Below are 20105 nucleotides of genomic sequence, written 5' to 3' on the forward strand. Positions count from 1 at the left end.
CCATGGCGTACGACGCTGATGTGATCGTGATCGGGGCAGGACTCGCGGGGCTCGTGGCCACGGCCGAACTGGTCGACGCCGGACGCTCGGTGATCCTCCTCGACCAGGAGCCCGAGCAGTCCATCGGCGGTCAGGCGCACTGGTCCTTCGGCGGTCTCTTCCTCGTCGACTCGCCCGAGCAGCGCCGGCTGCGCATCAAGGACAGCCGGGAGCTGGCCCTCCAGGACTGGTACGGCACGGCGGGCTTCGACCGGGAGGAGGAGGACCGCTGGCCGCGCAGGTGGGCCGAGGCGTACGTGGACTTCGCCGCCGGGGAGAAGCGGTCCTGGCTGCACCAGCAGGGGCTGCGGATCTTCCCGGTCGTCGGCTGGGCGGAGCGCGGCGGCTACGACGCCACCGGGCACGGCAACTCCGTACCCCGTTTCCACATCACCTGGGGCACCGGCCCCGGCGTCGTCGCCCCCTTCGAACGGCGGGTGCGCGAGGGCGTCGCCAAGGGGCTCGTCCGGCTGAGGTTCCGCCACCGGGTCACCGGCCTCGCCCGCACGGCCGGGGCGCTCGACACGGTCACCGGGGAGGTCCTGGAGCCCAGCGGGGCCGAGCGCGGCACCGCGAGCAGCCGGGAGGCCACCGGCTCCTTCGAGCTGAAGGCCCAAGCGGTGATCGTCACCTCCGGCGGCATCGGCGGCAACCACGACCTGGTCCGCGCCCAGTGGCCGAAGCGCCTCGGCACCCCGCCGGAGAAGATGCTCTCCGGGGTCCCCGCCCATGTCGACGGGCTGATGCTCGGGATCGCCGAGAAGGCGGGCGCCCACCACATCAACAGCGACCGGATGTGGCACTACACCGAGGGCATCGAGAACTGGCACCCGATCTGGGCCAGGCACGGCATCCGAATCCTGCCCGGCCCCTCGTCCCTCTGGCTGGACGCACGCGGCAAGCGGCTGCCGGTCCCGCTCTTCCCCGGCTTCGACACGCTCGGCACGCTCGAACACATCATGGGCTCGGGCCACGGCTACACCTGGTTCGTCCTCAACCAGCGCATCATCGGCAAGGAGTTCGCGCTCTCCGGCTCCGAGCAGAACCCGGACCTGACCGGCAAGTCGGTCCGCGACGTGATCGGCCGGGCCCGCGCGGACGTGCCCGCACCGGTGAAGGCGTTCATGGACAACGGCGTGGACTTCGTCGTCGAGAAGGACCTCCCGGCCCTGGTCCGGGGCATGAACGCGGTGACCGGTGACGGCCTGATCGACGCCGAGGAGCTCCGCCGCGAGATCACCGCCCGCGACCGTGAGATCGCCAACCCGTTCACCAAGGACCTCCAGGTCACCGCGATCCACGGGGCCCGCGCCTACCTCGGCGACCGTCTCATCCGCACCGCGAAACCCCACCGCATCCTGGACCCGGCGGCGGGCCCGCTGATCGCCGTACGCCTGAGCATCCTGACCCGCAAGTCCCTGGGCGGTCTGGAGACGGACCTGTCCTCCCGCGTCCTGACCCCCGACGGCACCCCGCTGCCCGGCCTGTACGCGGCGGGCGAGGCGGCTGGCTTCGGCGGTGGCGGTGTCCACGGCTACCGCTCCCTGGAGGGCACGTTCCTGGGCGGCTGCATCTTCTCGGGCAGGGCGGCGGGCCGGGCCGCGGCGGAAGCGGTCGCCTTCTGAACCCCTCCCGCAGGCCGCGGTACGGGCGGCAGAATCAAGCCTCTCCGGCCATGGGGGAGCGGGGGCCGGGGCAGAGCCCCGGTACTCACCCCAGCCGCTCGACCACGCGAAACCGCTCCGCCACGATCAGCGTCTCGTCGTTCACCGTGAACGACGGATCGCCCAGCGCCTCCCGCATCTCCGCGCTGTGCCAGAACGCCTCGTGCGCCGCCCGCCACTCGGCCACCGACGTGTACCCCTCGCCCTCGTCCAGCGCATGCTGCAGATCCACCTCCCCGAGCGGCAGCACCCGTACGCCGGTCATCTCCAGCACCGCCACCTCCCGCCCTTGCGAGTCGATCAGCGCGGACCGTTCGCCCACGGGGGGAAGCTCTTCCTGCTCCCGTTCGTACTCGGCCAGCAGTCCGGAGGTGGACACCTTCTCGCCGGACAGGACCGCTGCCACCAGCTGGTCGCGCAGCGGCCCGGGAAAGGCGAGAAGGTAGGGGCTGAGAGGTTCGCGAGGTTCCATTCCCCCAGTGTGTCAGGCGCCACTCCGTGCCCGCCCGCCCAGCCCGCACGTCGTGCGAACGCCTCGCCCAGCGGGATGACTTCCAGCCAACTATCAGGAAAGCGAGCCGAGTTGACGCAAGGCTCCCCTTGACGCGGGGCCTTGCCTACCGCTTGGCTGTGCGCGATCATCCGCTCGCACACCGCGTCGAAGGAAGTCTGCGGCATGTCCCCGCCTCCGCCGCCCCTGGGCCGCTCCCGCCGTCGGGGCAGCCGCCCGGACCGTGCCTTCGACCCCGCCCTCGACGACAGCGAACTCATCGCCGTCCGAGACCGGTTCACCCAGGGCAGGTGGTCCGAGGCACGCGCCCTTCTCGTGGCCACCGGGCCGGACTGGGACCGCCGCGGACATCGTTGCCTCGCCCTCGCCTGGACCCCGTCCGCCGTCGACTGGGCCGGTGACTGGCTGCTCGTCGAACCCGAGAGCGCAGACGCCGCCACGCTGCTGGGCTGCGCCGCCGTCGCCCGGGCCCTGCGGCCCAAGGCCAGGCCCGCCGACGCCGTCCGCGCCCGGGAAGCCTGTCTGGCCGCGGCCCGGATCACCCCCGAGGACCCCACCCCCTGGCTGGCGCTGCTCCTGCTGGACCGGGGGCGCGAGGGCGGCGGTGACGAGTGCGGCAGGCTCTTCGAGGAAGTGCGCTCCCGGCACCCCGACCACCACCACGCCCACCACCTGATGACCGGTCTGCTGGCCGAAAGCAGCCCCGAGAGCGGTCAGGACCCGCTCCACGAGGTGTACGACTTCGCCGCCTGGGCCGCCGAACAGGCCCCCGCCGACTCCCCGCTGGCCGTTCTCCCGGTCATCGCCCATGCCGAGCGCTACCGGGTCCTGGCCGCCGCGGGCATCGAGCCCGACGACCCGGTGGCGTCCGGCCACTGGTCGGGGCGCCGGGCCCGCCAGGTGATGAAGGCCGCCTTCGACTGGTGGCTGGAGTGGGAGCGCGAGGACCACCCGCGCCACCGCGTCGACCTCAACTTCCTGGCCCACGCCAAGGTCTGCGAGGGCCGGACCGCCGAGGCCGCCGCACTCTTCCACCGCATCGGCCCGCATGCCACCGCCGCCCCCTGGTCGTACTCCGGCCGCGAGCCCCACGACGCGTTCGCCGCCGCGCGGGCGTACGCACTCGGCACCCCCTGACGCACGTCGCACCCATCGCCACCACCGAAGAAGGGACCACCCCCGCCATGTCGACGGGCAGTTCGTTTTCCAGCGAGACCGGCACCACGAAGGTGACGGCCGATACCGGCGGGATCAACACCTACAAGGGCGAGGAACGCGCCCTGCGCGCGAACCGGCTCGGCACCTCCGGCCTGCTCCTCTCGGTGGTCGCCGCCAGCGCCCCCCTGATGGTCGTCGCCGGGGTGATGCCCACGGTCTTCGGTGTGATGGGCATCGTCGGCCAGCCCCTCCTCTACATCATCCTCGGCATCGTCCTGATGCTGTTCGGCTTCGGTTACGCCGAGATGAGCCGGCACGTCCACAACGCGGGCGCCTTCTACGCCTACATCGCCCGCGGCCTCGGCCCGACCGCCGGCGCCGGCGCCTCGCTCGTGGCGCTGGTGGCGTACAGCGCGATGCAGGTCGGCATCTACGGCATTCTCGGCTTCGAGGTCTCCGTCATCTTCGCCACGTACCTCGACATCGAGGTGGCGTGGTGGATACCGGCCCTGGTCTCGGCGGCCGTCGTCGGCGTCCTCGGCTGGCTGAAGATCGACCTCAATGCCAAGGTGCTCGGTGTGCTGCTGGTCATCGAGTGCGCGCTCGTCGTGATCTTCGACATCGCCGCCGTGAGCAAGCCGGGCCCCGAGGGCCTGTCGCTGCACGCCTTCAACCCCGAGACCCTGACCGGCGTGGGCCTCGGCACCGCCCTGTGCTTCTGCATCGCCGCGTTCGTCGGCTTCGAGCAGGCCCCGGTGTACGCGGAGGAGACCAGCCGCCCGCAGGTCGTCGTGTCCCGGGTGATGTTCCTCGCCGTGGGCTACGCCGCGCTGTTCCTGGCGATCAGCTCCTGGGCGCTGACCGTTGCCGCCGGACCGGGCTCCATCGCCGGCTCCTCCCTCAAGGAGGGCCCCGGCCTGCTGTTCGGCCTCACCGAGGAGCGGCTCGGCTCCACCTTCACCGACGTCCTGCACATCCTCTTCGTCACCGGGATGTTCGCGGCGCTCCTCAGCTTCCACAACGTCGTCGCCCGCTACGCGTTCGCGATGGGCCGCGAGGGTCTGCTGCCCGCCCGCTTCGGCCGTACCAACCGGGCGAGCGGCGCCCCCGGCACCGGCTCGCTGCTCCAGTCCGGCGTCTCCGTGGTGATCGTGCTGGCCTTCGCCCTCACCGACGACAACCCGGTCGGTGACCCCGCCGTCCCCGTCCTGCGGCTCTTCACCTGGATGGGCAACGTCGGGGCGCTCGGCGTGATCCTGCTGATGGCAGCGGCCTCCTTCGCCGTCATCGCCTTCTTCGTCAAGCGCGGCGCGGGCCGGGCCCAGGCCCCGCGCCTGGTCGCCTCCGGCCTCGCCGGACTCGCGCTCCTGTCGATCGCCGTCTTCACCGTCCGCGACTTCGACGTGCTGGTCGGCACCGGCCCCGGTTCCGCCCTCAGCTGGCTGCTGCCCGGGGTGATCGCCCTCGCGCTCGTGGGCGGTCTCGTGTACGGAACGGTCCTGCGTTCGGTCAAGCCCGAGGTGCACGCCCGTATCGGCCTCGGCAACGAGGCGTTCCGGCTGGAGAAGGCGGCCGAGAGCGAGTCCGCCGACCGCTGAACACCCCGTACGTACGCCGTGTGCCCGCCGCGGAGGGGATCGGGGGCGGGCACACGGCGTACGGGGCTCTACGGGACCGCTACAGCAACAGCGACAGCGGCAGGATGAAGGCGATCGCCACGACGGAGATGATCGTCTCCATCACCGACCAGGTCTTCACGGTCTGGCCGACGTCCATCCCGAAGTACTCCTTCACCAGCCAGAACCCGGCGTCGTTCACATGGCTGAAGAAGAGCGAACCGGCACCGATCGCCAGCACCAGCAGGGCCGCGTGCGAGGTCGACATGTCGGCCGCGAGCGGGGCGACCAGACCGGCGGCGGAGATGGTGGCGACCGTGGCCGAACCGGTGGCGAGGCGGATCGCGACGGCGATCAGCCAGCCGAGCAGCAGGGCGGGGACCGACCAGTTCTCGGAGAAGTCCAGGATCATCTGCCCCACCCCGGCGTCGATCAGCGTCTGCTTGAAGCCACCGCCCGCGCCGACGATCAGCAGGATCCCGGCGATCGGGGCGAGCGACTTCTCCACCGTCCCGGCGAGCCGGCCCCTGGTGAACCCGGCGGCCCGGCCGAGGGTGACCATGCCGAGGAGTACGGCGGCGAGCAGCGCGATCAGCGGCGAACCGATCACATCGGTGATCCGCTGGACGCTGTTCCCGGGGTCGTCCACCACGATCTCGACGAGCGCCTTGAGCAGCATCAGCACGACCGGCAGCAGGATCGTCACCAGGGTGGCGCCGAAGCTCGGGCGCCGGTCCAGCTCCTCGGACGGGCGCTGCGGAATCATCTTCTCCGGCGGCTCGATGTCCACCCAGCGCGCGGCGTAGCGGGAGAAGACCGGCCCGGCGATGATCACTGTCGGGACGGCGACCAGCACACCGAGCGCCAGTGTCACGCCGAGGTTGGCGTCCAGGGCGTCGATGGCGACCAGTGGGCCGGGGTGCGGCGGGATGAGTCCGTGCATCACGGAGAGCCCGGCCAGCGCCGGAATGCCGATCCGCATCAGGGAGAAGCTGCCGCGCTTGGCGACGAGCAGCACCACCGGGATCATCAGCACGATCCCGACCTCGAAGAAGAGCGGCAGGCCGATGATCGAGGCGATGAGGACCATCGCCCACGGCATGGCCCCCCGGCTCGCCCTCGCCAGGATGGTGTCGACGATCTGGTCCGCCCCGCCGGAGTCGGCGAGCAGCTTGCCCAGGATGGCGCCGAGCGCGATGAGGACGCCCACGCTCGCGACGGTGGAGCCGAGGCCCGCGGTGAAACTGGCGATCGTGTCGGCCGGCGCCGCCCCGGCGAAGGAGCCGAGCGCCAGCGAACCGATGGTCAGCGCCAGGAACGCGTGCATCTTCAGCTTGGTGATCAGGAGAACGATGACGGCGATGCCCGCCAGTACGGCGATGCCCAACTGCGCGTTGCCTGCCGAGGTGATCGGTTCGGCGGCGTCCGCTGCCAGCATCTCGACGCTGAGACTGGTCACGGTGGTGGTCCTTAGTCTTCGAGCCGGCGCAGCGCGGCGACGGCTCGCTGGGTGATTTCCTCAGGAGTGCCGGACACGTCGACGCTCACCCCGGCCTCGTCGGCCCGGAGCGGCTGCAACGTCGCGAACTGGGAGTCGAGCAGAGCGGTGGGCATGAAGTGGCCCTTGCGGTCCGCCATCCGTTCCTCGATCAGCGCCCGGTCACCGGTCAGATGCAGGAAGACGACGTGCGGGGCCCCGTCCCGCAGCCGGTCGCGGTAGATCCGCTTGAGCGCCGAGCTGGAGACGACTCCGCCGAGCCCCGCCCGCCCGTGCGCCCACTCGCCGATGGCGTCCAGCCACGGCCGGCGGTCGTCGTCGTCCAGGGGGATGCCGGCCGACATCTTGGCGATGTTCGCCGGGGGGTGGAAGTCGTCGCCCTCGGCGTACGGAACGCCGAGTTCGGCGGCGAGCAGGGGACCGATCGTGGTCTTGCCGGTTCCTGCTACGCCCATCACCACGACGACGTGGGGGGTGCTCATGGGTGCCTCGCTGTCTTCTTCGACATCGGTCCGTCGCGCTACTGAAACCCATTAGGTACGACTTATTCAAGTGCCTGTGACGCATACGTCGTACTTTTTGTTCCCGGGGGTCGCCCCGTAGGCTTGACCCATGACCACACAGAGCCAGGGGCTGCATACACATGTGCTGGACACCCTGGGTCTGGAGATCTCCTCCGGCCAGTGCCCGCCCGGCAGCGTGCTGCGCACCGACGAGCTCGCCCAGCGCTTCGACGTCTCCCGTACGGTCGTCCGCGAAGTGGTCCGGGTCCTGGAATCCATGCGCCTGGTCGAGTCCCGCCGCCGGGTCGGGGTGACCGTCCGCCCCACCGAGGCCTGGAACGTCTACGACCCCCAGGTCATCCGCTGGCGCCTGGCCGGCTCCGACCGCCCCCGTCAGCTGCGCTCCCTCACCGTGCTGCGCTCCGCGATCGAACCGGTCGCCGCCTCCCTCGCCGCCCGTCACGCCACCGCCGAACAGTGCGCCGAGCTCACCGAGCGAGCCCTCGGCATGGTCGCCACCTCGCGCGGCCGGCAACTGGAGGGCTACCTCGAACACGACATCGCCTTCCACCGGATCGTCCTCAACGCCTCCGGCAACGAGATGTTCGCCCGGCTCGGGGACGTCGTCGCCGAGGTGCTCGCGGGCCGCACCCACCACCAGGTCATGTTCGAGGATCCCGACCCGGCCGCCGTCACCCTGCATGTCCGGCTCGCCGAGGCGGTCCGCGAGGGCGACCCGGAGGCCGCCGAACGGATCACCAAGGAGATCGCGGTCGGCGCCCTGCACGAGCTGGACGTGCTCGCCCCGTAGGCGCTGTCCGGCAGCCCCCGGAGCCTTCCGTGCGACGTGGCACAGGACCCGCCCCCGAGGCGTACGGTGGTCCGCGTTCGATCTTCGCGAAGCTCGGGAGCAGGGAGAGCAGGGTTATGGCACAGCAGGTCCAGGCAGTCATCGCACCGGGGAGGAACGAGCCGGTGCGGGTCGAGACGATCGTGGTCCCGGACCCCGGCCCCGGTGAGGCCGTCGTGAAGATCCAGGCGTGCGGCGTCTGCCACACCGACCTCCACTACAAACAGGGCGGCATCAACGACGAGTTCCCCTTCCTCCTCGGCCACGAAGCGGCGGGCGTCGTGGAGTCGGTCGGCGAAGGCGTCAGCGACGTCGCCCCCGGCGACTTCGTCATCCTCAACTGGCGTGCGGTGTGCGGCCAGTGCCGCGCCTGTCTGCGCGGCCGCCCCTGGTACTGCTTCGACACCCACAACGCCAAGCAGAGGATGACGCTGCTCGACGGCACGGAGCTGTCGCCCGCCCTCGGCATCGGGGCCTTCGCCGAGAAGACCCTCGTCGCCTCCGGCCAGTGCACCAAGGTCGACCCCGAGGTCGCCCCCGAGGTCGCGGGGCTCCTCGGCTGCGGCGTCATGGCGGGCATCGGCGCCGCCATCAACACCGGCCAGGTCGGCCGCGGCGACTCGGTCGCCGTCATCGGCTGCGGCGGCGTCGGCGACGCGGCGATCGCGGGGTCCCGGCTGGCCGGCGCGGCGAAGATCATCGCGGTCGACATCGACGACCGCAAGCTGGAGACGGCGAAGAGGATGGGCGCCACCCACACCGTCAACTCCCGCTCCACCGACCCCGTCGAGGCCATCCGCGCCCTCACCGGCGGAAACGGCGCCGACGTCGTCATCGAGGCCGTCGGCCGCCCCGAGACGTACGAACAGGCCTTCTACGCCCGCGACCTCGCCGGAACGGTCGTCCTCGTCGGGGTCCCCACCCCGGACATGAAGCTCGAACTGCCGCTCCTGGACGTCTTCGGCCGCGGCGGCTCGCTCAAGTCGTCCTGGTACGGCGACTGCCTGCCCTCCCGCGACTTCCCGATGCTCATCGACCTCCACCAGCAGGGCCGCCTCGACCTCGCCGCCTTCGTCACCGAGACCATCGGCCTGGGCGACGTCGAGCAGGCCTTCGCCCGGATGCACGACGGCGACGTCCTGCGCTCGGTGGTGGTCCTCTGATGGCCGCCCGCATCGACCACCTGGTCACCTCCGGCACCTTCGCCCTCGACGGCGGCGAGTGGGACGTCGACAACAACGTCTGGATCGTCGGCGACGACACCGAGGCGATCGTCATCGACGCCGCCCACGACGCCGCCGCCATCGAGGCCGCACTCGGCGGCCGTACGCTGCGCGCCATCGTCTGCACCCACGCGCACAACGACCACATCGACGCCGCCCCCGCCCTCGCCGAGGCCACCGGCGCCCCGATCCTGCTCCACCCGGACGACCTTCCGCTCTGGCAGCGGACCCACCCGGACCGCGCCCCCGACGGCACCCTGACCGACGGCCAGGAACTGACCGTGGCAGGCACCACCCTCACGGTCCTGCACACCCCGGGCCACGCCCCCGGCGCGGTCTGCCTCTACGCCCCCGGCCTCGGTACGGTCTTCACGGGCGACACGCTCTTCCAGGGCGGCCCAGGCGCCACCGGCCGGTCCTTCTCGGACTTCCCGACGATCATCGACTCGATCCGGGACCGGCTGCTCACGCTCCCGGGCGACACGGCCGTCCGCACGGGCCACGGCGACCCCACCACCATCGGCGCCGAGGCCCCGCAGCTCGACGACTGGATCAAGCGCGGCCACTGAGCCGCGCCCCCCTCACCTCTCCGGCCAGGCGGAGAGCCGCAGCCTGCTCTCGAAGCGGCGCGGCTCCCCGCTGACCGGATCGGTGAACTCCAGTACCCGCGCCAGCAGCTGGAGAGGCCGGGAGAAGTCCTCAGGGAGCGTCTCCGCTGCCACCACCGGATACAGCGGATCGTGGACGATCGGCACCCCCAGCGCGTTCATATGGACCCGCAGCTGATGGGTCCGCCCGGTCGCGGGCAGCAGCCGGTAGCGCCCGAGCGGCCCCCGGTGCTCCACCAGCTCCACCCGGCTCTCACTGTTCGCCTCGCCCGGCTCCACCCGGGCGGCGAGCACCCCGTGCTCCTTCACGATCCGGCTCCGTACGGTCCGTGGGAGGACCAGCTCCGGGTCGTAGGGGGCCACCGCCTCGTACTCCTTCCGCACCAGCCGGTCCCGGAACAGCGTCTGGTACGCGCCCCGCTCCTCGGGCCGCACCACGAGGAGCACGAGCCCCGCCGTCAGCCGGTCCAGCCGGTGCGCGGGCTGAAGGGCGGGCAGCCCCAGCTCCCGCCGAAGCCGGGCCACCGCGGTCTCCGTGATGTGCCGCCCCCGGGGCGTGGTGGCCAGGAAGTGCGGCTTGTCGGCGACCACCAGATGCGCGTCCCGGTACACGACCCCGACCGGGAAGGGCACCGGCTCCTCGTCCGCGAAGTCCCGGTGGAACCAGAGGTACCGCCCGGCGGTGTACGGCTCATCGCCCCGTACGGCCGCCCCCTCGGCCCCCACGAACCGCCCCTCACGGAGCATCGCCGCGACGCGCTCGGCCCCGATCGCCCCGCCGAACCGCGCAAGAAGATGCTCCCGGACGCTTCCCCAGCGCCCCTCGGGATCCTCCGGCAACCGCACGCGCACCGGGTCGATCCCGTCCCGCTGCGGGAGCGGCGAGGCGGGCGCCTTCCTGCGGCCCCTCATCAGCGGCCCCTCTCCGTAGTCGCCCGGTGACGCAAAAGAGCCCCACCGAAGTGGGGCTCCTGCTGGTGTCCGAGGGGGACGTGAACTCTCCACTCGGGCACCAGCCCACTAGTCCTGTGACCTGCGAGGATACCAGCGATAGGGCACAGAGTTGACAGTCTTGGTTGGTCATGCTTCCCCCCTGTTTCCTGCTGTTTCGGACCGCTGTTGGTCATACGTCGGTCACGTGGCCAACCGGTCCAGCTCCGAGCGGTAGAGCCTCCTGCTGGCCGCCGGACTCAGTCCAGGGACGCCAACGCACCCGCTATGAGAGACCGTGCAGCTGCTCCCCGCACAGCTTCCTGTGAGAGCCGTTCGAAGGCTCTGGCGTACAGCTCGACCTGGCTGGGCTGCGTGAGGGTGGAAGCAGCGTCCAGACTGTCCGCGTGCACCCTGGTGTCATCGAAGATCGTGAAGGTGGGCATGGGCCACACGGTCCGTTGTGCTGAGAACGGGACGATACCCACGGCGACGTTCTGGAGATCCATAACCCCGAGCAGGTGGCCAAGCTGTGCCGCCATGGTTTCGGCGCCGCACAGCCGGTACCGCAACACCGACTCCTCCAGGACGAACGAGAACCGGTGTACGCCGTTGCTCAGCACCGCGTTACGCCTTATGCGGGCCGCCACAGCATCACTCACGTCGTTGGGGGTTCCCCGGAAGTCCGCGATGGACGACAGAAGGGCAGCGGCGTATCCGGGCGTCTGGAGGAATCCGGGGATCACGTCGGAAACGTAGATCCGAAACGTTTTGGTTTGTTGGTACAGATCCCCGGTGGACTCTTGCAGGCGACGGAGACCGCTCCGCTGGAGCCCTCTCCACTGCACATGAGCATTGGCGGACTGCCTGTTTGCCGCGATCAAGTCAGGGGTCTGATCGTCGGCGGAGCAGGCCCGGCACCACGCCCTGATGTCCGCGTCCGAGGGAGGGGTCTTCGCGTTCTCAATCCGGGACGACTTTGACTCGGACCAGCCGCACCTGACAGCCAGCTCCCGCCCGCTGATCCCCGCATCCTTCCGGATTTCGCGCAGACGGCCGGCGAGGTCTTCGCGGGCCTTCTGGACGCTTGAAGAGGGGTGTGGGGGCATGGAGCTGGCCTTCGTCAGATCTCGTACAGGTGGTGCGGGATCGCTCGCTCCCAGACCGCTTCGAAGGCGTGGGAGCACAGCTTCACGGTTTCCGGGTCCGCAGTGATCTCGTCTTCCACCACCACGCCGTCACCCGAGAAGTGGTGCACTCGGAGAAGCGCACCATCGAACAGCCAGAAGTCATTCCCCGGAAGGGGGATGCTCGTGGTCTGTCGTCGCGGCAGCCACCGGACCTCCTCGCCCGCAGTGACGTTGGCGTGAGTGACGTAGTGCTCCCAGCGGATGTACTCCGATACGGGCTCGGAGATCACCCGGGCCCGGCGGATCGCCACGCCCCGGGCCACGGTGTCCGTGATCAACTGGTCATAGGGGTGCCACCAGGATTCGCGGTCCTCCCAATTGATCCGCTCGCCCCGCTTCCATGCCTCGAACCGGTCCGTCGGGGCGTAGGAGTCTCGCAGCTCCAGGTGGACGGCGGACCGCTCACACTGGCCAAGCAGCTCAGCGAAGCTGGGCGCGCTCGACGGCATCACATGCCTCCCTGATCATCGGGATCATTCGGGCCGGAATCCTGACGATGGCTTCGCTGTCGGGTACCGGGCCGTTCGCGGGGCTGCTCTCCTCGCACTCCGCCTGGGTCTCGGGGCTCGGCTTCCATCCCTGCAACAAGATCTCCTGAGCTTCCGCGTCCGCCCACACGGTGGGGCAGTGGTCCCGGTCGGTGTCGGGGTCGATACCGACAAACTCTACGGCCATGGCTGGCTCCCTGGTCCAGGTGCTTGCTCGGGCTTGCATGAGCTTGGCTGAGCAGCAGAGACAGCGTCAATAGTGCTACCAGCCAAGCAAATTGCCGTGCAAGCCCATGCAAGTTCGTGGAGCCCACGACTGCTCACTTCCTAGGGTCCTTCCATCGACTTCGGAAGCGATCGGGAGGGCGCGGCGTGATGAAGACGGAACCGAATCGGTGGCACGAACCAACGGTGGCGCTGCCTATGCGAAAGGAACGCCCCTCGCCCCGACCCGTACCGGGTTGCCCCGAGTGCGCGCGGTTGGGGCAGCTCCGGAAGGCCGCTGAGATGGAACGGGACGGTTCGACCGTTACTGACTGCAACATCTTGCTGCGGATGCACGGGACCGGGCACTGATGGACATGCAGACCTGGAGAGACGGCCGGACGCGAGCCACTGACGCCGCCGAATCAATCCGGGCGGCCCTGGCAGCCCTCGGTATCCCCGAGAGCGCGTGGAGCGGCATACGGCCCACCGTCACCCACAACGGCCACGCGTACGTGCACCTGGGGATGCTCCCCGCCGACGTGGTCGAGCAGATAGCCGAAGCCATGAGGGTCACAAAGGCTTCCGTCCGTTAGGGGCGGGGGACGGCCCTGTGTGGGGCCGTCAAGCAGATCAGGAAGGGCACGACGATGACCGACCTGTACGGGCTTTCCATCGAGGGAGCCGAGTTCTCGAAGGCGTGCGGCGGCAGCACGCACCCGGACGGTGAGGCGTGCGTGACGCTCGCCAAGATCGGCCCGGGCGCGTGGGCCATGGGTGACAGCAAGCGGCCGAGTGCTGAGCCGCTGCGGTTCACCACGGCGGAGCTGGACGCGGCGGGCATCGACCCCACGCGGTTCGACCTCTCCGCCTGATCCCTGAGCACCACCTGACTGACGGCCCCGCCCACACGCCGACGGGCGGGGCCGTCGCCATTGCCCGAAACGGAGCGGCAGTGCACCACCACGGTTACGCATGGGTCGGAGAGAAGAAGGCGTTCGACAACGAGAGCATCCGGCGACCGCCGCCGGAGCACGCCCCGCCCGTGGGAATCGAGGAGGCGTTGAGGGAGCGCTACCGAAATGCGGTGGCCGACTTCCCGGCAACGGGCGTTCCTCCGATTCAGACAGCTCACTGGCTGATGAAACCGGCCTCCATGGTGCGGGGGACGTGGGAGGAACCGAAGGAAGCTGGGGAATGGCTCGGCCTCCAACTTGCGGAGTTCGCACCCCGGTTCGCATCGGAAGCGGATCGGGAAGTGACTCGGCTGGTCCTTCTCGTGAAGGCTGCTGTGGAACAGCTGACCTGGGGCGGGGACGTGTCCTTGGGGCACTACCTGAACGGAACTGTCTTCCATTCGGTCGCACTGGTGACGTGCTCCCCGAACCGTTCCAGTCCGGAACCGCCCTGCCCGCTGGGGTAGTCGAGGCAACGAAAACATGAAACAAGCCCCGGCTGATGGGCCGGGGCTTGCTTGGTTTGTGGGAGCCCCCCCAAGTCCGTCCGTCACGTGCACAACATCCGGTCGGGCCCCCTCGGCGCGGCGGTGCCCGCCGACCCGGCGGCGACGGCGCACCCGCCCACCGCCCGGCAGATCCGGGCCCAGGAGCAGAAGCGCCGGGCCTCCGCGAACGTCCGGCACCACTCGCCGGGCTACACCATGGCCCGGTACGGGCACTCACGTAAGGACGGAGCGCGGAAGCTCGCCGCCTCCGGAGCGGGCCGACTCGGCCTGTCATCCCTGGTCTGACCTGGGGAATCGCTCGGCTGTTGGTCACGTGGTTGGTCACGCCACAGCCCGGTAAAGCAAAAAACCCCACGTGAAGTGGGGTCTTAGCTGGTGTCCGAGGGGGGACTTGAACCCCCACGCCCGATAAAGGGCACTAGCACCTCAAGCTAGCGCGTCTGCCATTCCGCCACCCGGACAAGGTGTCTGTCTCGCGGGCCCTGGCCCGTTCCGACGTGGAAAACCATAGCAAACATTCGAGGGTGCTCGATCACGCCCCCGTGGCTGGGAACGCCGTACGACGGGCGATGGGCGGTCTTGGGCGTACGCCGACGGCGCGGGAGGATGAGGAGGAGCACCACAGCGACAGTGGAAGGAACCAGCGTGAGCGAGAGCAGCACGGGCAAGGCCGTCACCGGTGGGGACGCCGAGAGGGAGGTCGTCGACCTCTGTCGTGACCTGATCAGGATCGACACCAGCAACTACGGCGACCACTCGGGCCCCGGTGAGCGGCTCGCGGCCGAGTACGTCGCGGAGAAGCTCGCGGAGGTCGGCCTGGAACCGCAGATCTTCGAGTCGCACAAGGGGCGGGCCTCCACCGTCGCAAGGATCGAGGGCGAGGACCCCTCCCGGCCGGCGCTCCTCATCCACGGGCACACCGACGTCGTCCCGGCCAACGCGGCGGACTGGACGCACGACCCGTTCTCCGGGGAGATCGCGGACGGCTGTGTCTGGGGCCGGGGCGCCGTCGACATGAAGGACATGGACGCGATGACCCTCGCGGTCGTACGCGAGCGCATGCGCACCGGCCGCAAGCCCCCGCGCGACATCGTGCTGGCCTTCCTCGCCGACGAGGAGGCGGGCGGCACGTTCGGGGCCCGCTACCTCGTCGACAACCACCCGGGGCTCTTCGAGGGCGTCACCGAGGCCATCAGTGAGGTCGGCGGCTTCTCCTTCACCGTCAACGAGAACCTGCGGCTGTACCTGGTGGAGACCGCCCAGAAGGGCATGCACTGGATGAAGCTCACCGTGGACGGCAGCGCCGGGCACGGCTCGATGATCCACAAGGACAACGCGATCACCGAGCTGTCCGAGGCGGTCGGGCGGCTGGGGCGCCACAAGTTCCCGGTGCGGGTCACCAAGACGCTGCGGCACTTCCTGGACGAGCTCTCGGACGCGCTGGGCACCGAGCTGGACCCGGAGAACATGGACGAGACGCTCGCCAAGCTGGGCGGCATCGCCAAGCTCATCGGCGCCTCCCTCCAGAACACCGCCAACCCCACGCAGCTCGGTGCGGGCTACAAGGTCAACGTCATCCCGGGCCAGGCGACCGCCCATGTCGACGGCCGCTACCTGCCGGGGTACGAGGAGGAGTTCCTCGCCGACCTGGACCGGATCCTCGGCCCCAACGTGAAGCGCGAGGACGTGCACGCGGACAAGGCCCTGGAGACCACCTTCGACGGGGCCCTGGTGGACGCCATGCAGACCGCGCTGGTCGCCGAGGACCCGATCGCCCGGGCGGTGCCCTACATGCTCTCGGCGGGCACCGACGCCAAGTCCTTCGACGACCTCGGCATCCGGGGCTTCGGCTTCGCCCCGCTGAAGCTGCCGCCGGAGCTGGACTTCGCCGGGATGTTCCACGGCGTCGACGAGCGGGTGCCGGTCGAGGGCCTCCAGTTCGGTGTACGGGTGCTCGACCGGTTCATCGACCACTCCTGACCGCCCTGCGGCCGACCGTGCCCGGTTCGCCGCCGAGTCGCCGCTGAATCGTCCGCCTGTGCGGATATGTCCGAACGAGTGAAACGAGCCGTTCACACGTAGCTCCTTCAGACCCTCCTCGTTACAAGGTTTGCGGTCCGCGGCTGGGACCGCATTTCCAACTAGGAGGAATAATGATCAAGAAGGTCGTCGCAGTTGCGGCTGCTACGGGTGGCCTCGTTCTCGCGGGTGCGGGCATGGCCTCGGCCGACGCGGGTGCCCAGGGTGCGGCCATCGGCAGCCCCGGCGTGCTGTCCGGCAACGTCGTTCAGGTTCCGGTCCACGTGCCGATCAACGTGTGCGGCAACACGGTCTCCGTGATCGGTCTGCTGAACCCCGCCTTCGGCAACACCTGCGTCAACGCGTGACGTTGAACGTCAACCTGTAAGGGTTTGAGCTCGATCGGTCCCGGAGTGCACTCCATGCACTCCGGGACCGTTCGGCATTCGGCTCCCGCACGGTCATGTCCGGGGGTTTTTCGGAAGGCAGAAGGCAGGAAACGAACCTATGCGACAGGTCACTCGTAAAGGCCTGATCACCATGGCGGCGGCGGGCGGAGTGCTCGCGCTCAGTGGTGGATACGCCCACGCCGACTCCGGCGCGGCCGGTACGGCGTCCGGCTCGCCGGGCGTGCTGTCCGGCAACTCGGTGCAGGTCCCGATCGACATCCCGGTCAACGTCTGCGGGAACTCCGTCAGCGTCGGCGGACTGCTCAACCCCACGAGCGGGAACGACTGTGGAAACGGAGCGGCAGCATCCGACCGGTCCGCGCAGTCCGACCGGTCCGCCGGTTCCCAGGACCGCACCGCGCCCGACGGCTCCGGAAACGGCGCCCAGGCGGGCGACACCACCGCCACGGACCGGCACACCGAGCCCGGCAACGGCCGTCATCGGGCCCCGGGCGGCGCCTCGGCGGAAGGGACCGCCCAGGACTCGCCCGGCATCCTCTCCGGCAACTTGGTCCAGGCACCGCTCGACATCCCCGTGAATCTCTGCGGGAACAGCGTCACCATCGGCGGACTGCTCAACCCCGCCTTCGGTAACAGCTGCTCCAACGACGCCGAGGTGCCACCCCCGCCGCCCGAGGAGCCGGAGAAGCCCCCGGTCACGCCGGAGAAGCCGGTCGACCCGCCGGCCGAGCCGAACGCTCCCGAGACCCGGAACATTCCGCAGGAGCAGCTCGCGCAGACCGGTTCCGGCGGGCTCGATCTGCTCATCCCGGCGAGTGCCGGGCTGCTGCTGGCCGGTATGGGTTCGGTGCTCTACCGCCGCTCCCGCAGCGCGGCCTGACACCGGGCGCGTACGGCAGGAGAAGCCCGGGCGCGTACAGACAGAAGAACAGGGAGCGGGCCCCGCGGCTGCGGGGCCCGCTCCATGTCACCAGGTGGCCCGTAGCTGACGGATGATCCGTCTGCGCAGCCGCACCCGGCGGCTGCCGTCCAGGCGCAGCGTCAGCCGGTCCAGCTCCCAGTGCCCGTACTCGGCGTGGTCGGTCAGCAGTCGGGCCGCTTCCTTGCGGGACACCCCGCGCGGCACGTACACGTCGATGAATTCGTATTCCGGCATCGCATCTATTGTGCGGGCAGCGCCCCGGTACGGATAGCGTCTGCACTATGTCTGATGCTGCGCAGCCCACCGCTGCCGAGGTACGTGCCGCCGCCGAAGCGGTCAAAGCCGCGATCGACCGTCACCTCGACGCGGTCGAACGCCGTACCGGGGACGACGACCCCGCCGTCTACGACGCGTTCAACGCCCTTGCCGCTGCCGCCGAGGTCTACGACGAACTCCTCTACGACCGCTATGACGAGGTCACCCCCTTCGAGATCCCCGGCGCGGACGACTCCCTGCCGCCCTACGCGGGCCCCACGGAGCCCAGCGCGCTCAGCGTCCTGATCCGGCGGGACTACGCGGTCGCGGAGCCCCCGCGCCTCCTCGCTCAGGCCCAGCGCCTCGCCGACCTCGACGCGGGGCCGGGCGAGGAGGATTCGGCCCCCGTGGTCGGTACCAGCGTGCATGCGGCGCTCGGCGTGCTCTTCGGAGAGTACGAACCGGACGAGATCGCCTCCCGGCACAAGGAGTTCGGCCTGGAGGAGGGTGACTCCACCCTCTGGGTCTCGGCCGCGGACGCGCTTCCGGAACCGGGCGAATGGCTCGCGGCGCCCTTCGAGGACGCCGAACCCGAGCTGGTGGTCTGCCGCTTCGACGTCAGTGCGGTCTTCGACGAGGAGGACGAGCCGGAGGAGGACTTCGCCGGACCGGCCGGGGGCGGCGCCTGACGCCGAAACCCGCTTCTGGTGTTCTCTTCCCTCTCGCACCGGACGTGACGGTGGGCCCCGGCGCATCGCGCCGGGGCCCACCGCTGTCCGGGGCCGGGTCCGCTCAGGACGCCGCGTCGGGTGTCGGGAGCGCTTCGAGGAGCGGCCGCAGCCGGGTCGTCCGCTCCGGGGCCGGAATCTGCGCCACCGCGTGCGCGAGCGCCTGGTCCACCCCGTGCACCACGGACAGATGACGTTCGCCCCGGCCGAAAGCGGTGTAGACCCACGGTCGGCTCAGGCCCTGCGCCGCGTCGCCCGGCAGCACCACGACGACGGCGGGCCAGCGCATTCCGGCTGCCTGGTGGGCGCTGAGGGCCCAGCCGTGCCGTACCGCCGACTCCACCCGCTCCTGCGGTACGACGACGGGGACGCCACCGCAGTCCAGGTGCAGGCCCTCGGCGTCGGCCGAGCGCACCACCCCGGGCACCGCACGGCCGGGCGCGGGCACATGGATCACGCGGTCGCCCGGGTCGAAGCCGCCGAACCGCCCGGGGCCGGGGTTGAGGCGCTGCTTCAGCGCCTCGTTCAGCACCCGGGTCCCGGCCGCCCCGCCGTGGCCCACGGTGATCACCTGGGTGTCCTCGGCGGGGATGGAGAAGGCCCGGGGCACCGAGTCCGCGACCAGCTGAACGGTGCGGTGGACCGCCTCGCCCGCGTCACGGACCGGGACGATCACCACCTCCTTGCCGGGCGCCTCCACCTGGCTCAGCTCACCGATGCCGATGCCGGAGACCAGCTCACCGATGGGACCGGGGTCCGGGGTGCGGGAGACGACCTGCGGGCAGGCACGTGCGGCCAGCACATCGGCGAACACCCGCCCGGCGCCCGCCGAGCCCAGCACACCGGGGTCGCCGCTCAGCACCAGCCGGGCGCCGTCGGCCAGCGCCTCGACGAGGACCGCGGCGCTCTCCACGTCCAGCTGTGGGGCGTCCAACACGACCAGCAGATCCAGGGCGAGCGCCCCGTCCGCGTCCCGGCCGGGGCCCTGCGCACCTGACAGCAGGCCCGCCAGGGTGACCGCCGAGTCCGGGTTGCCGGTGGCCCCCGCCAGCCGTCGGCGGCCGTCCTCGCTGTGGGTGGCGCCCAGGGCCCGCAGGCCCAGCCCGCGCGCCGCCGCGATCAGGGCGGCGGGCTCGGCCCGCGCCGCCTCGCCGCCGCTGTGCACGACCAGCCCGGCCGAGGCGGCCGTACGGATCAGCTCGGCGGCCGAAGGGGAGGGGGCGGACCCCGCCGCCTCCGCCCAGTCGGCGCCCTTCTCGCAGGCGTTCACCAGCCGGGCCAGGCCGTCCGCGAGGCTCTCCTCGGCCAGGGCGTAGCGGTCCAGGCCCAGCAGCACCTGGACCGGCTGCTGGGACTGACCGGCTTCCTGGGCCGCCTCCGCTTCGCCCTCGGCCGCCTCCGGCTCGGCGAGCCCGGCCTCTCCGTCTTCCTCTTCCCGTTCCTGGAAGACGAGGGCGACGCCCTCCTCCACGGCGTCCCGCACCGCCGCGTCCGGGTCGCTGACCGCACGCTCGGCGAGCGCCGCCCGTACGGCTTCGGCGTCCAGGGCCGTGTGGCCCTGGAGGGCGGCGCGCTCCAGCACCCAGCCGACCAGGGCCGCCGTCCTGCGCCGGTCGTCCGGGCCGCATCCGGCGCCCAGCAGGGCCCGGGCGAAGCCGTCCGCCTGCTCCGGCCGGACGCCGGGCACGGCCAGCAGCTGCCAGGGGTCGGCGCGCAGCAGCTCGGCCGCCTGCTCGCCCAGGGTGCCGACGGCCGGGCGGGCCAGCGCCTCGGGGGCCCCGCCCTCACCGAGCACCGTCCGCACCGCCGCCGTGGCTTCGGGCG

Annotated in this window: 23 protein-coding genes and 1 tRNA gene; 14 read left to right on the plus strand and 10 right to left on the minus strand. The window is 70.8% G+C overall.

Annotated elements, in window-relative coordinates:
• Positions 1-2 precede the first annotated feature (2 nt).
• Positions 3-1664 (plus strand): FAD-binding dehydrogenase, encoded by a 1662-nt coding sequence (locus CIB93_RS17570; RefSeq protein ID WP_096627846.1) that lies wholly within the window; start codon positions 3-5, stop codon positions 1662-1664.
• Between the two features lie 85 nt (positions 1665-1749).
• Here CIB93_RS17570 and CIB93_RS17575 read toward each other — a convergent pair whose 3' ends face one another.
• Complete coding sequence (locus tag CIB93_RS17575; protein WP_096627847.1) at positions 1750-2175, minus strand: ASCH domain-containing protein; 426 nt, start codon at positions 2173-2175, stop codon at positions 1750-1752.
• 204 nt (positions 2176-2379) lie between these two features.
• On the opposite strand from CIB93_RS17575, the gene CIB93_RS17580 reads away from it, so the two are divergent.
• Positions 2380-3351 (plus strand): hypothetical protein, encoded by a 972-nt coding sequence (locus CIB93_RS17580; RefSeq protein WP_096627849.1) that lies wholly within the window; start codon positions 2380-2382, stop codon positions 3349-3351.
• Between the two features lie 47 nt (positions 3352-3398).
• Complete coding sequence (locus CIB93_RS17585) at positions 3399-4970, plus strand: APC family permease (protein WP_096627851.1); 1572 nt, start codon at positions 3399-3401, stop codon at positions 4968-4970.
• Positions 4971-5049: 79 nt separating this feature from the next.
• Here CIB93_RS17585 and CIB93_RS17590 read toward each other — a convergent pair whose 3' ends face one another.
• Both CIB93_RS17590 and CIB93_RS17595 read right to left on the minus strand, forming a co-directional pair.
• Entirely contained in the window at positions 5050-6447 is a 1398-nt protein-coding gene (locus CIB93_RS17590) for a GntP family permease (RefSeq protein ID WP_096627853.1), read from the minus strand.
• A gap of 11 nt (positions 6448-6458) precedes the next feature.
• Positions 6459-6968 (minus strand): gluconokinase, encoded by a 510-nt coding sequence (locus tag CIB93_RS17595; protein WP_096627856.1) that lies wholly within the window; start codon positions 6966-6968, stop codon positions 6459-6461.
• Positions 6969-7098: 130 nt separating this feature from the next.
• Between CIB93_RS17595 and CIB93_RS17600 the strand changes: the two genes are divergently transcribed.
• From CIB93_RS17600 to CIB93_RS17610, 3 genes are all read left to right on the plus strand, one after another.
• Positions 7099-7800 carry a FadR/GntR family transcriptional regulator gene (locus tag CIB93_RS17600; RefSeq protein ID WP_096627857.1) on the plus strand — a complete coding sequence of 234 codons (702 nt, stop codon included), beginning with the start codon at positions 7099-7101 and terminating at the stop codon, positions 7798-7800.
• A 116-nt stretch (positions 7801-7916) separates the two neighbouring features.
• Positions 7917-9002 carry an S-(hydroxymethyl)mycothiol dehydrogenase gene (locus tag CIB93_RS17605; protein WP_096627859.1) on the plus strand — a complete coding sequence of 362 codons (1086 nt, stop codon included), beginning with the start codon at positions 7917-7919 and terminating at the stop codon, positions 9000-9002.
• The gene (locus tag CIB93_RS17610; protein ID WP_096627860.1) at positions 9002-9631 is read left to right on the plus strand and encodes an MBL fold metallo-hydrolase; all 630 of its coding nucleotides are present in this window, start codon (positions 9002-9004) and stop codon (positions 9629-9631) included. Before CIB93_RS17605 ends, CIB93_RS17610 begins: the two co-directional genes overlap by 1 nt.
• A 12-nt stretch (positions 9632-9643) precedes the next feature.
• Here the strand turns inward: CIB93_RS17610 and CIB93_RS17615 are convergent, their stop codons facing one another.
• From CIB93_RS17615 to CIB93_RS17630, 4 genes are all read right to left on the minus strand, one after another.
• Entirely contained in the window at positions 9644-10582 is a 939-nt protein-coding gene (locus CIB93_RS17615) for an RluA family pseudouridine synthase (protein WP_096627862.1), read from the minus strand.
• 278 nt (positions 10583-10860) lie between these two features.
• Complete coding sequence (locus tag CIB93_RS17620) at positions 10861-11709, minus strand: helix-turn-helix transcriptional regulator (RefSeq protein ID WP_096627863.1); 849 nt, start codon at positions 11707-11709, stop codon at positions 10861-10863.
• Positions 11710-11723: 14 nt separating this feature from the next.
• Complete coding sequence (locus tag CIB93_RS17625; protein ID WP_096627865.1) at positions 11724-12239, minus strand: DUF6879 family protein; 516 nt, start codon at positions 12237-12239, stop codon at positions 11724-11726.
• Complete coding sequence (locus CIB93_RS17630; RefSeq protein WP_096627867.1) at positions 12211-12465, minus strand: hypothetical protein; 255 nt, start codon at positions 12463-12465, stop codon at positions 12211-12213. Before CIB93_RS17630 ends, CIB93_RS17625 begins: the two co-directional genes overlap by 29 nt.
• A 394-nt stretch (positions 12466-12859) precedes the next feature.
• Between CIB93_RS17630 and CIB93_RS17635 the strand changes: the two genes are divergently transcribed.
• The 4 genes from CIB93_RS17635 to CIB93_RS17650 all read left to right on the plus strand — a co-directional run bounded on the left by CIB93_RS17635 (position 12860) and on the right by CIB93_RS17650 (position 14232).
• Positions 12860-13078, plus strand: a complete 219-nt coding sequence (locus CIB93_RS17635) for a hypothetical protein (protein ID WP_257002234.1) — start codon at positions 12860-12862, stop codon at positions 13076-13078.
• A gap of 54 nt (positions 13079-13132) precedes the next feature.
• Complete coding sequence (locus CIB93_RS17640; protein ID WP_096627870.1) at positions 13133-13357, plus strand: DUF397 domain-containing protein; 225 nt, start codon at positions 13133-13135, stop codon at positions 13355-13357.
• A gap of 80 nt (positions 13358-13437) precedes the next feature.
• Positions 13438-13905: a hypothetical protein gene (locus CIB93_RS38890; protein WP_096627872.1), complete on the plus strand. Its 468-nt coding sequence runs from the start codon at positions 13438-13440 to the stop codon at positions 13903-13905.
• An 87-nt stretch (positions 13906-13992) separates the two neighbouring features.
• Complete coding sequence (locus CIB93_RS17650; protein WP_179500148.1) at positions 13993-14232, plus strand: hypothetical protein; 240 nt, start codon at positions 13993-13995, stop codon at positions 14230-14232.
• Positions 14233-14320: 88 nt separating this feature from the next.
• Here the strand turns inward: CIB93_RS17650 and CIB93_RS17655 are convergent.
• Positions 14321-14408: transfer RNA gene (locus tag CIB93_RS17655), tRNA-Leu, on the minus strand.
• A 184-nt stretch (positions 14409-14592) separates the two neighbouring features.
• On the opposite strand from CIB93_RS17655, the gene CIB93_RS17660 reads away from it, so the two are divergent.
• The 3 genes from CIB93_RS17660 (at position 14593) to CIB93_RS39430 (ending at position 17256) form a co-directional block, all read left to right on the plus strand.
• Positions 14593-15927, plus strand: a complete 1335-nt coding sequence (locus tag CIB93_RS17660; protein WP_096627875.1) for a M20/M25/M40 family metallo-hydrolase — start codon at positions 14593-14595, stop codon at positions 15925-15927.
• A 173-nt stretch (positions 15928-16100) separates the two neighbouring features.
• The gene (gene chpH, locus CIB93_RS17665; RefSeq protein WP_003970136.1) at positions 16101-16334 is read left to right on the plus strand and encodes a chaplin ChpH; all 234 of its coding nucleotides are present in this window, start codon (positions 16101-16103) and stop codon (positions 16332-16334) included.
• Between the two features lie 139 nt (positions 16335-16473).
• Positions 16474-17256 carry a chaplin gene (locus CIB93_RS39430; protein WP_096627876.1) on the plus strand — a complete coding sequence of 261 codons (783 nt, stop codon included), beginning with the start codon at positions 16474-16476 and terminating at the stop codon, positions 17254-17256.
• Between the two features lie 87 nt (positions 17257-17343).
• Here the strand turns inward: CIB93_RS39430 and CIB93_RS17675 are convergent, their stop codons facing one another.
• Positions 17344-17532 carry a DUF5703 family protein gene (locus CIB93_RS17675; protein WP_014157168.1) on the minus strand — a complete coding sequence of 63 codons (189 nt, stop codon included), beginning with the start codon at positions 17530-17532 and terminating at the stop codon, positions 17344-17346.
• A gap of 47 nt (positions 17533-17579) precedes the next feature.
• On the opposite strand from CIB93_RS17675, the gene CIB93_RS17680 reads away from it, so the two are divergent.
• On the plus strand, positions 17580-18242 hold the full coding sequence (locus CIB93_RS17680) for a hypothetical protein (protein WP_096627878.1): 663 nt from the start codon (positions 17580-17582) through the stop codon (positions 18240-18242).
• A gap of 103 nt (positions 18243-18345) precedes the next feature.
• Here CIB93_RS17680 and CIB93_RS17685 read toward each other — a convergent pair.
• A partial coding sequence (locus CIB93_RS17685) for an ATP-dependent RecD-like DNA helicase (protein WP_096627892.1) occupies positions 18346-20105 on the minus strand: 1760 nt, incomplete at its 5' end.

The sequence above is a fragment of the Streptomyces sp. WZ.A104 genome, from assembly GCF_002382885.1.
In the GTDB taxonomy this organism is placed as follows: Bacteria; Actinomycetota; Actinomycetes; order Streptomycetales; family Streptomycetaceae; genus Streptomyces.